Consider the following 16,020-nt stretch of genomic DNA (forward strand, 5'->3'; position numbering starts at 1 on the left):
GATGGGAAGAGTAACATTTTGGGGGATGCAGCATGGACTCGGGATTACAAGCGCGACCGCGGCGGTTGCGGCTTTCCTTGGTTCCGATTATACGGTTCGCACTTTGGTGTCGCAGCCTCAATGGTCGGATTTTACTTTGGAGAAATGCTTTGGCAAAGCTGTTTCCAACTATAATAAGCCTTTTTCGGATGTTTCGGCTCGGGGGATTGATGCTTTGGAACGGGCTGCGCGAAGCAATAAGCTGGAACGGGATACGATCAAAAACCACGCCCTGCCGATCGAACGCGGACGGTTGGACTTGCTGCAGGCGACGGAGAAAATGGACAAGCTCCATTTTGAAAATGCCGTGGATGTTATCAATATCATCTTTGATAAGGCAGAGGATTATTATGAAGCAATTTTGCTGGATGGACACAGCGGCGGCAATCAAGCGGTCACCAATCGGCTGATGCGCGATTCCGATTTGATTGTAGTTTGCCTTAATCAGAATGTAAATGTTTTAAACAAATATTTTGACCCGTCCAAAGAGTATTGGCCAAAGGCGCTGCATCATGTTCCCCATATCCTTCTGCTCACGCAGTATGACCATGATTCTAAATATAAAGTGAAAAATATTGCGGCCAAATACAAATATAAGGGCGGAATATTTCCGCTTTCATACAATACGGATTTTCGGGATCACTTAAATGACGGGGATATCAGAGGGTTCTTCGCCAGAAATAAAAATGTGCACAAGCAGCATGAGAACTATATGTTCATGAAAGAAATCCGGCAAATTGCCGAATGTATCCTGGATCGAATCGAAGTATATGCACAGAGTAAGCAGGCGGAAAGAAGGGCCTTGTAAATGGGCTTGGCTTTCACGATTAACTTTGTTGTTATTGTTCTCATTTTAATTCTGCTGATTGTGTTTTTATGGATTAAATTCAACCAAAAACCCTCATATACAGACCAAGTTCAAGGCAAAAAACAATCCTATGCTCAGGAGCACTACAAGTTTGAAACGATACTGAATTACGTCAAAAGGACCATCAACGAGTACGTAAACAGCAATCTGCTCGATATGGGGCTGTCGGGAGAAGAATACCAGCGAAGACAGGCGATCGTTTCCGAGCTGAGAAGCGCCATGAAAAATGCAACCTCGGGCGATATCCAGGAGAAGATTTACCTTAAACAATATATCTATGATTTGCTGGACAGGAATTACGGATTTGACGGGGAGAACATCAATAGGGTGATTCCTTTTGACAATCCGGAGCGGCTGAGCCATCAGGACAAGTTCGATATCATGCTCTATTTGTACAAACAGAAATACGGCTTTCAGGGGCTTGCGAAATGGATTGACAAATACGGACTCGACACGCCTAAAAAGGTTATCGAAGACGGAACGGTGGATTCCTATATCATTACGGGGGAAGAGATTGACCGGATTTTCGGCAAGGAGTATAAGGCGGATCTGGAATATGCGGACAAGCTCAAGATTGTGACGCAGCGGATTTATCAGCACTACAAAGGTTTTGGTGTAATTGACGAAATCAGGGATATGTCCATTGATGGTGTATCCGGGGGCGTATCGGGCATTCCGGTCAGCATGCAGGTCATTGAAGACGAAATGGAACTTTTGCATGGCATGAAGCATTCGAAGCATCCGGGTTATCAAAGCGTGTGGATTTTCTTCCGGGGCAAATCAATCCATTTATCCTTCCTTACCTTCGGTTCGGAGCTTGAGCTGAAGCGCGTATGCCAGAATATTTACAAATACGATAATCCGGGCCAGCTTACCGAAACGAACGGCTATAAGGTAAACGAAATGAAAGACGGCTCGCGCGTAGTTGTCGTACGTCCGCCTTTTGCGGAGAGCTGGGCATTTTTCGTCCGGAAGTTCGATCTGCCCAATATGAATCTGGAACGATTGGTTTCTTCAGAAAAAGCAGAAAATGCCGACCTGCCGCGGGAGATGATCAAACATCTGATGAAGGGAGCGCAGGTTACCGCCTTTACGGGGCCGCAGGGTTCGGGAAAAACCAGTTTGGTCATGGCTGCTGTGAAATATATTTATGCCACATTGACGCTGCGGATTCAGGAGATGACCTTCGAGCTTCATCTAAGAAGACTTTATCCCGAACGGAACATCCTTTCGTTCAGAGAAACCGACAGCATTACCGGTCAAGCCGGGCTCGATCTCCAGAAAAAAACGGACGGTTCGGTCAATATCCTCGGGGAGGTTGCTACCGACCCGGTTGCGGCATGGATGATTCAGATGTCCCAGGTCGCGAGTTTGTTTACGGTTTTCACTCACCATGCGACGACAGCAAGAGAACTGGTATGGTCATTGCGAAATTCCCTGCTTAAGACAGGGGTTTTTCAAAATGAAAGAATCGCCGAGGAGCAGGTCGTGAATGCCGTGAAGTGGGATATACATCTTAGAAAAGAAAATGACGGCAGGCGTTATATCGAACGGATTACGGAGATCGTACCGGTAACGTATGATGAGGATTTGTTCGGTACGGAGAAATCCTCATCCATTGGCGACACCATGGAAAGCAAAATGGACGCGCTGCTCGAGCTGCAAAAAGAAGTTTACATGAGAAGCAGCGGACGCGTCTGGAACGCCCGCAACATTATTGAATACCGGGATGGGGAATATGTTGCGGCTGCCCCAATTTCCTCTGCGAAGATTGAAAGTATGATGTTTAACATGAATGCGGGGGACCGGGAACAGTTTCAGCAGTTTTTAGATCGGTATTGGGGGGAGCAGCATGAATAAATGGTTCTGGATTCTTCTCGTTTGCGGAACGGCTGTCGCTCTCTCCGGAGGTTTTTTGATCTACACTGTGCTGAAAGAAAGGAAACGCAAGAAAAATTTCGGAAGCGTATGGACGACTGCGGCACAATCCGGTAGAAGAACCCATCCGAAGCTGCTTATTTTTTATCAAAAATCGTATGTGAAATTGCAGAAGGTACCTGTATTCAAAAGCCAAATCAGGCGCATACGCAAAAGGCTTTCCGCGATTAATACTTATGATGAATATACGCTTCGTAAGGAAACGATGAGGATCACGTATCTTTCTCTCGGATCGCTTCTGCTCGTGCTCATTATTTTGGCGATTTTCAGCCGAAGCTGGATTGCGGTGTTTTTTGGAGTATTGATCAGCGTCGTCGTTAACGAGTTGTTTCTGGACCTTTTCATAAATCGGATTGAGGACAAGCAGTTGAAGCAGTTCGCCCATTTTCTTGAGGACAACCGCCATTACTATCAGGAGCTGCGCATGGTGGACGAGTCGATCTATCAGGCTGCACAGGTATCGGCGCATGAAATCAAGCTTCAGGTGGAAAAAATCCATGAAATTCTCACCTCCGACGAACCGACGAAGGGATTGGAAAAATATTATGCGGTGGCTCCGAACCGGTATCTGAAGGTTTTTTCGGGGATTTCGCATCTGGTGCAGGAATACGGGGACCGCACATTGCAAAAAGGTTCGATGTATTTGAATGCGATCAATAAACTGGTGCAGGAAATTCGATATGACCTGCTGCGGCGGCAGAGACTCCGTTACAAACTAGGCGGTCTGACGATGATTGCACTTGCGCCGATTCTGATTTCATTTCCGCTTAAACGATGGGGAGAATCCTACTTCCCGATTACTGTGGATTTCTACGAGGGTCGGATCGGGTATATTATCCAATTGTCCATTTATGCGATCGCCATCATCAGCTATGTGCTGATCCGAAAGCTGGCGGAAAACGATGAAGCTAAATATGTTTCCAAGGGAAGGCGCAAGCAGTGGGAAAAGAAGATTTATCGCTGGCCGCCGGTTCGCTGGTTGGTGGATCGGCTCGTTCCGGCTCCACATACCCGCGAGCACTACCGTTTAAGCCTGCTATTAAAGGAAGCCAATTCTCCGCTTACAATCGAGTGGTTTTTCCTGCACCGTATATTGACAAGCATCGGCGGCTTTATCGGTGTGATCCTGATCGCCTTGTTTCTGCATTGGAATGCCGTCCATCACATCTGGACGGATCCAACGAAGGAAGGAGCCAACATACTGGGCTACATGAATGATCAGGAGCTGCAAAATGCCAGGGAATTAACGAAATCAGACAATGAGATCATTCAGGATTTTAAGGGGACCCGGGATTTGCCGAGGGAAATGATCTTGCAGAGGGTTCAGGAGCAGCAGGAACCCTCGGACATCACAGCCTTGAATAATACCGTGAATCGCATCATGGAGAAAATTCAATCGCTGAACAGCGAGTATTTGAAATGGTGGGAGGTACTGCTCGCTATCGCGATGGGCACGGGAGGCTATTATCTTCCTCTATGGATCCTGCAGTTTCAACGCCGGATGCGGGCGCTGGAGATGCAAAACGAAGTGGATCAATTCCATGCCCTGATTTCCATTCTCGCCGAGTTTGAACGGATATCGGTAGAGTCGGTGCTGGAATGGATGGAGCGGTATGGCATCATATTCAAGCCGGCGATTCAGCGCGCGCTCTTAACCTATGACAGCGGGGCTGAAGAAGCGCTGAAAACATTGCAGCAGGAAGCTCCGTTTGAGTCCTTCGAGCGGATCGTGCGCAGATTGCTGCAGGCGGTTGAGAAAATTTCGATTCACGATGCCTTTGATGACTTGGAAATGGAACAGGAATATTATGCGGAGCAGAAAAAGGAACGGCTGGAGCGGTTGATCCGGAAGAAAACGTCCTGGGGAAAATTGATCGGCTGGACTCCGGGCGCGCTTCTGATCGGATTATATCTGGTGTTCCCGTTCCTGTACATGTCATTTAACCAATTAAGCGATTTGTCTACCAAAATACAAACCATATAGCAAAGGGGATTGATAAGTATGGAAGAAAATACTGGCGTCGGTATACGAGTTGCGGCAGGGATATTCCTGACCATCATGCTGATCACGATTGTGGTTATTATTACGATTTCATCCCAGGATGCGGCCAAGCAGGGGCAGACCAAAATGGCTTCGATCACGACCCAACTGTCGGATACGGAATTTAATACGTACAATAACACGACGTTGTCGGGAAGTCAGGTTATGAATGCGATTAGGCAATATATGAATTTAAAACAATTTGGGATAAAGGTTGTAACAGGTAAGCAGCGGGGAAGTTCCGAGAGTTTCTATGGAAATCCTTTTACAGAGAAGAACGGAATGATAGAAACAATTGAGGGGGATAATTTAAAAAGGCTCAAACTGGATGAAGCTCAAAATGAAGCATCTCCTGAGTATATTAATCCAAGCGGTCAATTTAAATCGTATATCGTAAGAGATTCAAACAACATGATCCGTGGCATTGTTTTCGAGCAGTTAAAATTATCCGGCATCTCCTTCCCCAATGAGGAAGGAGATGACCTTCTATATCGGTGGGATTATGAACGATACTGTTGAAAGATCCATCATCATTGTGGTTGAGCTTTTTATCTTTATCACCGCCTGCATATTCGCCATTAACGGGATCAATATCCAAGAAGCCGCGGTGAATGTCGTACATAAATCAACCATGCAGGATGAAAAAAGATTATTTACCGATTTGAAGGACAAAGGCTTTGAAACGTACACCGGAGCTGAAGTGCTGCAAAGCATTTATCACATCCGTGAACTAAATGCGGATATCCGCGTCAATGGTTACCTTTTCTCCAAAAATGCAGAGATTGAAGATATAAACGTTTCCGTTATTTCCCTTAACCGGACCTACCAGGTGCAGTATATCCGCGGTTCGGACGGAGAGGTTCACACAATTGTTTTTTCCTAAAGGGTGATTACACTGGAATTCTCTTTATCAAAAACCCTGGGCGTGTTGATCGCGCTGATATTAATGTTCGCTTACCCGCTTTATCAGCAGGCCCAGAGACAGGATACTTTATCGCAAATCGTCGTACATTCGGCGGTCACGGAATTCGTGGATGCGGCCCGGACGAAAGGATATATCACGCCGGTGATGTATACAGATCTGACACGCAAGCTTGGGGCGACCGGAAATCAATATGATATCAAAATGGAGCATCTGCATAAGAAGTATCATCCCGTTTATACCGACCCGGCGGATCCAACATCTTTTAAGAACAGCTTTGCAACCTATTTTGACGGTCATTACACCGATGAAATCATGAAAAGACTTTTTCCGGACAACGCTTTGGGGCTGGAAGATAACAACCGGAGGTACCTCATGGCCGAAGGCGATTTTTTTACCGTCAAGGCCAAAAATATTAACCGGACCATGGCGACGGTCTTGCAGGACTTTTTCCTGAACGGCAACACCGGGGACAACACTAGGATTTATATGCCGTATGGAGGCATGGTATTAAATGAAGATTACTAATTTGGCTATTCTGTTTGTGTGCATCTTTCTACCGTTTATGCTTGTCCTGGATATGCGGACCAGGGATCAGGAAACGGTCCTCCAGCTGAAAAGCCAATATACCGCCGCCCTTCGCACTGCGGTGCAGGATGCCAGCAAGATGCTGAATATCAACGAACTGCAGGAATATGAAGCGGGATATCAATCGGTGAAATTTTTTAAAGTGAATAAGGAACTGGCTCTGGATACGTTTTTTCGGACCTTATATTTGAATTTTGGGGTTGAAAATGATCCGATTGGGCAGGGGACATTGGCCTCGTACATTCCGGTAATCGGTATTACCGATTATGACGGCTTTTTCTTATATACGATGTCGGAATACAAGGATCAAACCGGACAAAACCTTGCAAAACCGATGTGGCGCCCCAAAAAACCTTACGCATATTCGGACGGTAGCGGTAACAGCATTAATTTTACATTGGACAGCTATGTCCATGCCTATGATGCGGCCAGCGGCAAATGGGTTGAAGGCTTTCGGGAGGATTTGCAGGGCATAACTTCCATCCCTCTGCTAAATGATCCCGTGAACTTCGATTCCGTTCGGCGAAGCACGATCATCCGAAGCATTCAGAGGGATTTGGCCTATTTCATCAATGCATACAATGAATACGCCATCCGGAACGGGATTAGCTATACGTTTAAGCTCCCGGAGATCCCCCATGAGGAATGGACCAATACAATTAACGATGTCGGAATCATCGCTTTTATTCAAGGGCTGCCGATTGGAGAGCAGATGTATAACAATTACGCCCTTGGGGGAGGCCGGCTTGTCAAAAAGACCAATTTCTACGGGGCGATCGATCCGCAAACGGGAATCAAATATTACTATAAGACAACATGTGGTTTTCCTTATCAGGTGGAAGAAATATTTGATCATGCGAAAGACGCTGCCGCAGCGGGATATATTCCGAAGGAATGCGTGAATGGGGGCTCGTGAGGCATTGGTAAAAATAGAAAGGGGATATGGACATGAAGCGATGCGATTCATTTTTTGGTGTCTTCAGTGGAGGATTTGTTTTTTTGGTCAGGCTTCACCCTACGGTCCATTACTTTGCTAGATCCTCCTACTTGACTAATTTTAAATGTCCCGTGATCAATCATAATGTCAAAGGTAGCGTCTTTGTCCCCTGACATGTGTCCGTATAATACAATTGTTGAGCTCATAGGATCAAGAAACTCGTAATTATCAGAAAAAACCACATCGGCATTAAAATTGTCTTTCATATACTGTTGTGCAATAGGAACAGCTTTATTATAGATGGCTTCTTTTTTTGATTTGGTCATACATCCTCCTATCAAAATCGACATTAGAGTGAAGATAATAAATAATCTCAAAAGAGTTTTCATAAGGTTTTATCCTTTCTATTCATTTTGGAATATGTGCTAGTATATCCACATTTTTTAACATTTGTATTTATTGGTGAAATACAACTGAATCAAAAATGTAAATATCATAAATTAGATAGGTGGAAATATGAAATTCATAAAGGATAAGACATACCATGACATTTCAAAGTCATCCTATTTTAGGAATTTGAATAATGGGAAAGCGTTGAGCTCTGATCATGATTGGGAAGTAGTAGAACCAGAGGGGGCTTTACTTCATGATACGAATGGTTCGTGCTTCGATGCAACCGTTTATAAAATATAAATACGGATCAGGTTATCATTGCTTATCGTGGGACTGAGCCGCGTGCTGATCAAGGTTGAAGAGAAAATGTTATTTAAGACGAAGATAGGAGGAGTATGAATGAACATAGAAAATCAACTTAGCAAGATGAATCGGTTTAAGTGGTCAAGAACTATTGTAGTGTTTTTTCTTTTATTGCTTATACCGCTGGCTTTCAGCCGCCAAGTAAACGCAGATAGCCCGGTTGTCACCGTCGTCATGGACGGAATCAAGGAACCGTTAGCAAGCGGTCACCCTTACTTGGAAAATGGCAAGATCATGATTCCGTTCCGGATCATATCAGGCAAGCTTGGCATACAGTCTGCTTGGGACGCTAAAACCAAAACTTTAATGATACAACAGAACGGGAAAAAAATCGTACTTACTGTAGGATCATCCACCGCGAATATCGATGGGAATCCAGTGAACCTAGGGATCAAAGTGACGCAAAAAGAAGGAGTAACGATGATTCCGCTTAGTTTGGTATCGGATCATTTATCAGCCGAAGTGAAGATAGACGATGCCACAGGTGTGGTGAGCATTCGTACCCCCAATAAGGAAATTGGCAAAGTCGACGATTTCGGGAGAAAAATACGCACTACGAATCTCCCGAAAAATTATAAGGACTATCCATATATTCTAGAGGATATTCCCAATGAAGTTTATGAGATGAAAATATCTAAGCTTATGTATTATAAGCCTGATGCGAAGACGGGGGCGCAATTATATAAGAATAATGAAGTTACCACAGAAGATATGGTCAAAATCATGGATCGGATGAAAAAAGGCTTCGATCTCCGTCTTAATGTTGATTACAAAACAATTAACCCGGTTGCCTTTGCCAATGAAGCTTTTAAATATGAGAATCAGTCTATTTCCAGCCGTGTTATTCGCCTAAAGGAATATGCACAATGGGTTCAAAAAAACAAAATCCAAATCGAAGGAACGATTGATCCAGAACCATCCCTGATATACGATACTGGGATCAGATGGTATTTTCGGTCCAAGGTGAGATTTAGGATCATAAACTATACTGAGTATAAAGATTTGCTGGCCGATTTTCTTTTTGATAATGATAGCAGATTTAAAAAGGGTGTATGGTATGAAGGTTATGCGGATATAAGCGTTTCCATGAATCATAACATAGGTGTAGGTGAATATATGAATATTGGCTCTATGACCAGTTTGTTTGATAACAGTAAGTTCTATGAAGTGAAGTGATGCGTGATGAGGAGTAAGTTTTGTAGTTTATTTATTACAATATTTCTATTTGTGGCGATCTTTTCTTTGTTCCCAGGTTCAGTAGAGGCGACAGAGGCGAGATTTAAAGATGGGGAATTTATATATATAACAACTTAAAAGTCCTCAAGGTAACCTGAGGACTTTCCGTTGATTATGGGACTGTGAGATTCATTTTTTAGGGTCTTCCGTAGAGGATTTGTTTTTTTGATCGGGTTTGACGTAGCGGTCCATTATTTCGCTAGATCCTATTATATTATTAATTTTAAATGTCTTGTGGTTAATTCCGATGCTAAAGGTAGCGCTCTCATCTCCCACCATGTGTCCATTCAATACAATTTCCGAGTTCATAGGATCAAGAAATTGGTAGTTATCGGAAATAATAACATCAGTATTATAGTTGTCTTTCATGTACTGTTCTGCAATTGGAACTGCTTTGTTATAAATAGTTTTCTTTTGTGATTTGGACATGCATCCACTAAGTAATGATATAACTAGAATGACGGAGAATATTACTCTAAAGATTCTCCACATAGTCAGCCTCCAATTCTTTTCTCGAAAAATAATTATAGTATTATTTTATACTATTTTCATACTATATGGAATTATAAGGAGGGTTAAAGTGAGTTATATAAGAGATGAAATTTATCATACCTTATCAGATCATGCTTATAAAAGAGATTTAATGGTTCATAAGAAAGTAGGACCAGATAATAATTGGGAAGTCGTAGAACCAGAAGGAGCTTTACTTCATGATACGAATGGTTCAGGATTCGATGCAGCCGTTTTTAAAAATGTAAACACGGATCAGGTTATCATTGCTTACCGTGGGACTGAACCATTTGGTAACCCCCTGTGGAGCATGTTTATGGATTATGGAACAGATGGAATGGATGTGGTTGGCGGGAGAGCCAAAGGGCTTGAAAAATTCCATGAAGCTTATGAGAAGGTCAAAGATAATCCTTGGGTTATGTCAAATCCGTCAACAGCACAGATGTACTATAAAATGGAATACGATTATCAAACGAATCAGTTTCATCAAGCTGAGGAGCTATATCATGCAGTAAAAAAAGCATACCCTAATGCCCAAATCTCAACAACGGGCCATTCCTTGGGTGGGGCTGAGGCTGAATATGTCGCCGTACGCAACGGTTTGCAAAGCACCAGCTTTAATGCGCCTAGCATCGTGCATCTTTTGCCAGATGAACTTCAAGAGAAGGTGAAGAGAGGCGTTTTTGAAAAAACGAATATAGCTTATGTAGACCCCGGAGATGCAATCGGTTCAGGATTTAAAGAAGCCAAAGGACATGTTGGATCTACTTATTATACGACCTCTACATATGAAGAGGCAAACAAACAATATCAAAATTCCACAAGCTACTTCCCTATGATCACATCCCAGAATAGAAGCAATCCGCTGGCAAATTTCTTTTTAGGACCAGAGTTTCATATTCAGTATATCCCTGTAACGCTGCCAATGGGAAATTGGGGGGCTGTCAAAAAGTTCTTCAATTCGATATCGGGCGAGGCAAGACATTCGCTCGAGCGGTTTGTATTTGATCAGGAAGGGAACATCGCCAATAAACTGTTTACTATGGATGGCCAGCCTGTTGAAGGTTCTCCAAGACTCAAGTATTACAATGAACGTGTGGCAAATGAGGAATTAATGAAAGAAGCTGTGAAGGAACTCATTCAACGTTACGGAAGCAATTGGGGGATGTTTGGGAAGGTTGTAGCATCTGCTGCAGGGGTGACCATACAGCTGCGTCCAGAAGCGCTTAAAGAAGCGGGGCAAACCATTAACCGGCATGTGCAGGAATTTCAAACAGAGCTTCCGGCAGCCATTCGAAGCATTCAGCATTTGGTGGAGACAAGCAGCAGCCGTTCGCTTCAGCCTATTGTGGAAAGGTTAATAACCAGCTTGAATACATTCAACCGTTGGTATGCAAAAGAAGCGCGGGAGATTGGCGAATATATCAACAAAAAGGCAGAAGATTTTTTGCGTGCTGATCAAGGCTGAAGAGAAAATGTTATTTAAGACGAAGATAGGAGGAGTATAAGTGAACATGGAAAATCAACTTAGCAAGATGAATCGGTTTAAGTGGTCAAGAACTATTGTAGTGTTTTTTCTTTTGTTGCTTATACCGCTGGCTTTCACCCGCCAAGTAAACGCAGATAGCCCGGTTGTCACCGTCGTCATGGACGGAATCAAGGAACCGTTAGCAAGCGGTCACCCTTACTTGGAAAATGGCAAGATCATGATTCCATTCCGGATCATATCAGGCAAGCTTGGCATACAGTCTGCTTGGGACGCTAAAACCCAAACTTTAATGATACAGCAGAACGGGAAAAAAATCGTACTTACTGTAGGATCATCCACCGCGAATATCGATGGGAATCCAGTGAACCTAGGGATCAAAGTGACACAAAAAGAAGGAGTAACGATGATTCCGCTTAGTCTGGTATCGGATCATTTATCAGCCGAAGTGAAAATAGACGATGCCACAGGGGTGGTGAGTATTCGTACCCCCAATAAGGAAATTGGCAAAGTCGATGATTTCGGGAGAAAAATACGCACTACGAATCTCCCGAAAAATTATAAGGACTATCCATATATTTTAGAAGATATCCCCAATGAAGTTTATGAGATGAAAATATCTAAGCTTATGTATTATAAGCCTGATGCGAAGACGGGGGCGCAATTATATAAGAATAATGAAGTTACCACAGAAGATATGGTCAAAATCATGGATCGGATGAAAAAAGGCTTCGATCTCCGTCTTAATGTTGATTACAAAACAATTAACCCGGTTGCCTTTGCCAATGAAGCTTTTAAATATGAGAATCAGTCTATTTCCAGCCGTGTTATTCGCCTAAAGGAATATGCACAATGGGCTCAAAAAAACAAAATCCAGATCGAAGGAACGATTGATCCAGAACCATCCCTGATATACGACTCTGGGATAAATTGGTATATTCGGTCCAAGGTGAGATTTAGGATCATTAACTATACTGAATATAAAGATTTGCTAGTCGATTTCCTTTTTGACAATGATAGAAGATTAAAAAAGGGTGTATGGTATGAAGGTTATGCGGATATATGCGTTTCTATGAATCACAATATAGGCGTAGGTGAATATATGAATATTGATTCCATGACCAGTTTGTTTGATAACAGTAAGTTTTATGAAGTGAAGTGATGCGTGATGAGGAGTAAGTTTTATAGTTTATTTATTATAATATTTCTATTTGTGGCGATCTTTTCATTGTTTCCTCATTCAGCAGGGGCGGCAGGGGCGAGATTTCAAGATGGGGAATTTATATATGTAACAACTCAAAAGAAGGCTACCAGCAATATTAGATATCAAACCGTTGGCTGGTACATTCACTTAAAACCAACATGTAATCCTTCAGGAGACTACACTGGTCAATGTGATCCAACTAAATTAAAATCTGATGAGTATTTTAAATTGGACGACAGTGGTAATGGCCACATCATTTCTGATGTAGAGGATTCAACCGGGAAGAATATGATTACTACATTTAAATGGTCGGAAGAAGAAGTGTTGGCAGCAATCGGAAAAGCCAAAGCTGAGCAGGCTATTTACGAAGGAATGCCTCTGTATGCTAGTGCTATTATGCGGGTGGTGACAGGCCCCAGAGAAAAACCTGTTCACGTTTCAGGCCCGTACCATACACTTCGGGATATTGTAAAAGCGCAACCATGGGCTGATCCCAAGGGATTAATTGATTATTATGATGTAGAACTCTCCTTCCATGGTAAAAAATACCCTGTAAATATGATCCTGAAGTTATCGAATGGAACGGTAGTAGATCGGCAGTTGTTAGGGAGCCATGTGGCCGGATCCCCTTTCACGAAATCATTTCCCAAAACGGTAACCTATGGGCAAAAAGAATACGAAATCTATCAATCATGGTTGTCTCCAGTCATTCGTCCGAGCGAACAACTGTACATGCAGAAAAAGGATTCAGGAGATCAGGCGGTTGAGACAAGGAATTTTAAAGTTTTTGTCGGCGGAGTCAACATGGCGGCTCAATATAGAGAGAAAAAGACTCCTCCTGACAAGCCGCCTCCAAACGGAGAAGGCGACTGCACCTATACCATAGGCCCGCCAAGACAGGTTGCTGCACCTAACACGGAATACATGGACCCGGGAGCAACCGGAGTCATTCTGGCGGATGATTCGGCAAATGGTCTTCATTTTGATGCAGTCCGCGCCATACCAACATCGGAAAATTTATATGCAAACGCCTGGGGGATGAATTATTTATTCCAACATACCTTTGGGAATATGCAGGGGGAGGTTCGCTATGTCTGTAAGGTAAAAGTTACTTACCCGACCAGATGGGAAGAGAAGCAGCCGGATATCACCGGTCCGGATGGAAAACCTCAGCCGCAAGAACCGATTGAACATACAGGCACACTTGAGAAAGAATACAATTTCGAGCTAACGCCGCGTCAATATGCATACTGGCAGATCAATCAATTGGAAGTGTATGAAATTGACCAAGCCGAAATGAGAAACTATGCCTTACCTGGTGGTGAAGTCACATTATACCCGGATGGATATGATCCTCCAGTGGTTGAGCTGATCAACAGCACAGATGTAGAAGATCATGTATATCCGAAGGAGACAGGTACGATCAGCTTTACCCCGGAGGAAATCGATGGAGGGGATCGTGAGCCTACCGAAGGGGATGTCGATGATACCGAAGCGTTAAAAGCAATTGCAGAATCGCAAACTGAGGATCCCGATGTGCAAAATGATTATCTTAGTTTTAATGGCGAAACGATCATGGATGATGCCCAGGTCAGCAAGTCGGGGCCTACCCCTAGCCAAATCCCTGCACCTGAACGAATTGGCGATCGTGTCCTGTATGAGGGAAGGCAGTTTATCAGCAGCATACTTCTGAATAAAGCCAATACGATCAGTACCGGCACGATCTACTATAGGCTTCTACCTGAAAATGTTAACGGCAGTTCGGATAAGGAATACCCGATCAATGGGATCAATACGGTAACTGTACACACCCCGGTTGTCAACTATTCATCCGTTACCGATGACCAGGCTCACAATCAGAAGACCATCCCGAATGAGCAGAGGGCTGCATTTATTTTGGAAAGACCTTTTACCGTAACGATTCCAACCTCGGGACAGCATTTAAATGAAGGGGCTTATCCCGGCTACGGCAACCGCGATTATGCCAAATATTATCGGACAAAGCAGGTGCTGTTCCCTTTTGATGTGTACAACGAAAACCGGACGCAGTTCATACCGAAAAATACTTGGATTGACATTCCGGTCAATCAACTGGATACCACGTTTTATTTGCCGGTATGGGTAGACGAAGGGGATTACCAAGTGTATTTCCGAAATATTGCCGAAAATGCCCCATATGATTACACGAATCAGGGAGAGCCGGATGCCAACCTGGATCTTATCCATCATATGGCTACGGATGAAATCCCTGTGGAAGTGATCGGCCGTTTATATGATTTTGAGATTACAGATATCGCGGACTACAACTGGGAATCGGTTTTCCGTGCAAGACCGGGAAGTCCGGAGCCGAGAGGCATATCTTACTGGATCGGTCAGAAGAAGATTGACGGCGATCCCCGTGGAAACAAGGATACATTCACCTTGTCCATTCGTCCGGGCAGTAATCCGCTGAAAGGTTACAAAAATATTGCCATCAAGACGGGTTACCATTTCAAATTCGACTTTAAAACGAAAGGGAATATGTTCGGCAAGCTGGATGGCATCCGGATTACGCCGAAATTCTACTATGTGGGCAAAAAAGGTGGTACGCCGAAAGAAGTAGATTTGTACTACAAGACCAATAAGCGCCAGTTCGTCAAAATTGGTTCCGAAGACGATCAGGTGAAACGTTATGTCATTCTGAATGACAGGCTCCGCAATGTGCCGACTGAGGAAGTAAAGGACACGGCTTCTTACAAATATGATAAATACGATGTCCTGTCCCAATTGGGGAACCTCACAAAACCACAATACGAGAAGTTGTATTTCGATAAGCTGACCAAACAGAAGACGCCAGTGGGGGGATACAGCCTGTTACTGTTGCCGGAGCAGCTTCGGACCTTTATCGGGCCGAAAACAGATATTCCACCTTCCGTGGATGTGCAGCGCGCCAATGTGGCGATACAAAAATGGTATGGGGAGTATAGTCTACCGGCTAACCCTTATGTAGTAGCGGCCAATACGAATATTGCAGAGTATGGGCGGACTCACGGAGGATTGGACGATAAATCCCCGATCTTCTTGAGAGATGGATATATTGTTGTCAACTTCAATATCGAATCGATTCAGGAAGGGAAACTGGGCGACCCGCATCTTCAATATATTGATGCGCCAATGATGAACAAATGGAAGGAAAACCAGTGGCAAATGGAAGGGTTTCAATCTACTGTGAGGGATTCATATGGCCACGAATTTAAACTGAAACAGGGAGATGTGGTGTTCTACCACGCGGACAAGTCCAGCAGGGATGATTTTAGCTCCCAGGTGCCGCATTAGAATTCTGCTAATGGAAAAAGTCCTCAAGGTAACTTGAGGACTTTCCATTGATGTACGCCCAGCATGGGCGTCATCTCTAGGGTGAAAGTCCTGAACGGGGGCTGGCGAGCGCCTACCGTTAGCCAAGGGCAAGGGTGTCTGTCGCGAGGCAGAATCTGAAGGAAGCCGGAGGCAAAAGCA

General features: G+C 43.9%; 13 protein-coding genes. 11 read left to right on the forward strand and 2 right to left on the reverse strand.

The genetic code is table 11. The features are described 5' to 3' along the window. Position 1 precedes the first annotated feature (1 nt). Genes L6442_RS03495 through L6442_RS03525 form a run of 7 tightly spaced genes read left to right on the forward strand, consistent with a single transcriptional unit; the run spans position 2 to position 7,312 of the window. A complete protein-coding gene (locus L6442_RS03495) occupies positions 2-847 on the forward strand; it encodes a hypothetical protein (RefSeq protein ID WP_212981454.1) in 846 nt (281 codons plus the stop codon). Then, positions 848-2,767, forward strand: coding sequence for a P-loop NTPase family protein (locus L6442_RS03500; protein WP_212981453.1), 1,920 nt, complete (start codon positions 848-850; stop codon positions 2,765-2,767). Next, positions 2,760-4,829, forward strand: coding sequence for a hypothetical protein (locus L6442_RS03505; RefSeq protein WP_212981452.1), 2,070 nt, complete (start codon positions 2,760-2,762; stop codon positions 4,827-4,829). The genes L6442_RS03500 and L6442_RS03505 overlap by 8 nt, the downstream gene beginning before the upstream one ends. Before the next feature lie 18 nt (positions 4,830-4,847). Beyond that, complete coding sequence (locus L6442_RS03510) at positions 4,848-5,405, forward strand: ABC transporter permease (RefSeq protein WP_237100195.1); 558 nt, start codon at positions 4,848-4,850, stop codon at positions 5,403-5,405. Continuing rightward, the gene (locus tag L6442_RS03515; RefSeq protein ID WP_212981451.1) at positions 5,389-5,769 is read left to right on the forward strand and encodes a hypothetical protein; all 381 of its coding nucleotides are present in this window, start codon (positions 5,389-5,391) and stop codon (positions 5,767-5,769) included. The genes L6442_RS03510 and L6442_RS03515 overlap by 17 nt, the downstream gene beginning before the upstream one ends. 3 nt (positions 5,770-5,772) lie before the next feature. Continuing rightward, complete coding sequence (locus L6442_RS03520; RefSeq protein ID WP_237100196.1) at positions 5,773-6,336, forward strand: hypothetical protein; 564 nt, start codon at positions 5,773-5,775, stop codon at positions 6,334-6,336. Continuing rightward, entirely contained in the window at positions 6,323-7,312 is a 990-nt protein-coding gene (locus L6442_RS03525; RefSeq protein ID WP_212981450.1) for a hypothetical protein, read from the forward strand. The genes L6442_RS03520 and L6442_RS03525 overlap by 14 nt, the downstream gene beginning before the upstream one ends. Before the next feature lie 47 nt (positions 7,313-7,359). Here L6442_RS03525 and L6442_RS03530 read toward each other — a convergent pair whose 3' ends face one another. After that, positions 7,360-7,659, reverse strand: coding sequence for a hypothetical protein (locus tag L6442_RS03530; protein ID WP_212981449.1), 300 nt, complete (start codon positions 7,657-7,659; stop codon positions 7,360-7,362). Positions 7,660-8,125: 466 nt separating this feature from the next. Here L6442_RS03530 and L6442_RS03535 point away from each other — a divergent pair, with 466 nt between their 5' ends. Further along, positions 8,126-9,265 (forward strand): copper amine oxidase N-terminal domain-containing protein, encoded by a 1,140-nt coding sequence (locus L6442_RS03535; protein ID WP_212981448.1) that lies wholly within the window; start codon positions 8,126-8,128, stop codon positions 9,263-9,265. Positions 9,266-9,454: 189 nt separating this feature from the next. Here L6442_RS03535 and L6442_RS03540 read toward each other — a convergent pair whose 3' ends face one another. After that, positions 9,455-9,817, reverse strand: a complete 363-nt coding sequence (locus tag L6442_RS03540) for a hypothetical protein (protein WP_212981447.1) — start codon at positions 9,815-9,817, stop codon at positions 9,455-9,457. Positions 9,818-9,905: 88 nt separating this feature from the next. On the opposite strand from L6442_RS03540, the gene L6442_RS03545 reads away from it, so the two are divergent. The 3 genes from L6442_RS03545 to L6442_RS03555 all read left to right on the forward strand — a co-directional run bounded on the left by L6442_RS03545 (position 9,906) and on the right by L6442_RS03555 (position 15,840). Beyond that, a complete protein-coding gene (locus tag L6442_RS03545; protein ID WP_212981446.1) occupies positions 9,906-11,303 on the forward strand; it encodes a Tle-like phospholipase domain-containing protein in 1,398 nt (465 codons plus the stop codon). Between the two features lie 46 nt (positions 11,304-11,349). Then, positions 11,350-12,483 carry a copper amine oxidase N-terminal domain-containing protein gene (locus L6442_RS03550; RefSeq protein WP_237100357.1) on the forward strand — a complete coding sequence of 378 codons (1,134 nt, stop codon included), beginning with the start codon at positions 11,350-11,352 and terminating at the stop codon, positions 12,481-12,483. A gap of 330 nt (positions 12,484-12,813) precedes the next feature. Then, on the forward strand, positions 12,814-15,840 hold the full coding sequence (locus L6442_RS03555; RefSeq protein WP_237100197.1) for a DUF5704 domain-containing protein: 3,027 nt from the start codon (positions 12,814-12,816) through the stop codon (positions 15,838-15,840). Positions 15,841-16,020: the final 180 nt, after the last annotated feature.

It is taken from the genome of Paenibacillus azoreducens, assembly GCF_021654775.1.
Classification (GTDB): Bacteria; Bacillota; Bacilli; order Paenibacillales; family Paenibacillaceae; genus Paenibacillus_AQ; species Paenibacillus_AQ azoreducens.

Coding starts and splice junctions, on each gene's coding strand:
- L6442_RS03495 (WP_212981454.1), top strand. CDS start 2: ATGGGAAGAGTAACATTTTGGGGGATGCAGCATGGACTCGGGATTACA.
- L6442_RS03535 (WP_212981448.1), top strand. CDS start 8,126: ATGAACATAGAAAATCAACTTAGCAAGATGAATCGGTTTAAGTGGTCA.
- L6442_RS03540 (WP_212981447.1), bottom strand. CDS start 9,817: ATGTGGAGAATCTTTAGAGTAATATTCTCCGTCATTCTAGTTATATCA.
- L6442_RS03500 (WP_212981453.1), top strand. CDS start 848: ATGGGCTTGGCTTTCACGATTAACTTTGTTGTTATTGTTCTCATTTTA.
- L6442_RS03505 (WP_212981452.1), top strand. CDS start 2,760: ATGAATAAATGGTTCTGGATTCTTCTCGTTTGCGGAACGGCTGTCGCT.
- L6442_RS03515 (WP_212981451.1), top strand. CDS start 5,389: ATGAACGATACTGTTGAAAGATCCATCATCATTGTGGTTGAGCTTTTT.
- L6442_RS03530 (WP_212981449.1), bottom strand. CDS start 7,659: ATGACCAAATCAAAAAAAGAAGCCATCTATAATAAAGCTGTTCCTATT.
- L6442_RS03550 (WP_237100357.1), top strand. CDS start 11,350: ATGGAAAATCAACTTAGCAAGATGAATCGGTTTAAGTGGTCAAGAACT.
- L6442_RS03555 (WP_237100197.1), top strand. CDS start 12,814: ATGATTACTACATTTAAATGGTCGGAAGAAGAAGTGTTGGCAGCAATC.
- L6442_RS03525 (WP_212981450.1), top strand. CDS start 6,323: ATGAAGATTACTAATTTGGCTATTCTGTTTGTGTGCATCTTTCTACCG.
- L6442_RS03510 (WP_237100195.1), top strand. CDS start 4,848: ATGGAAGAAAATACTGGCGTCGGTATACGAGTTGCGGCAGGGATATTC.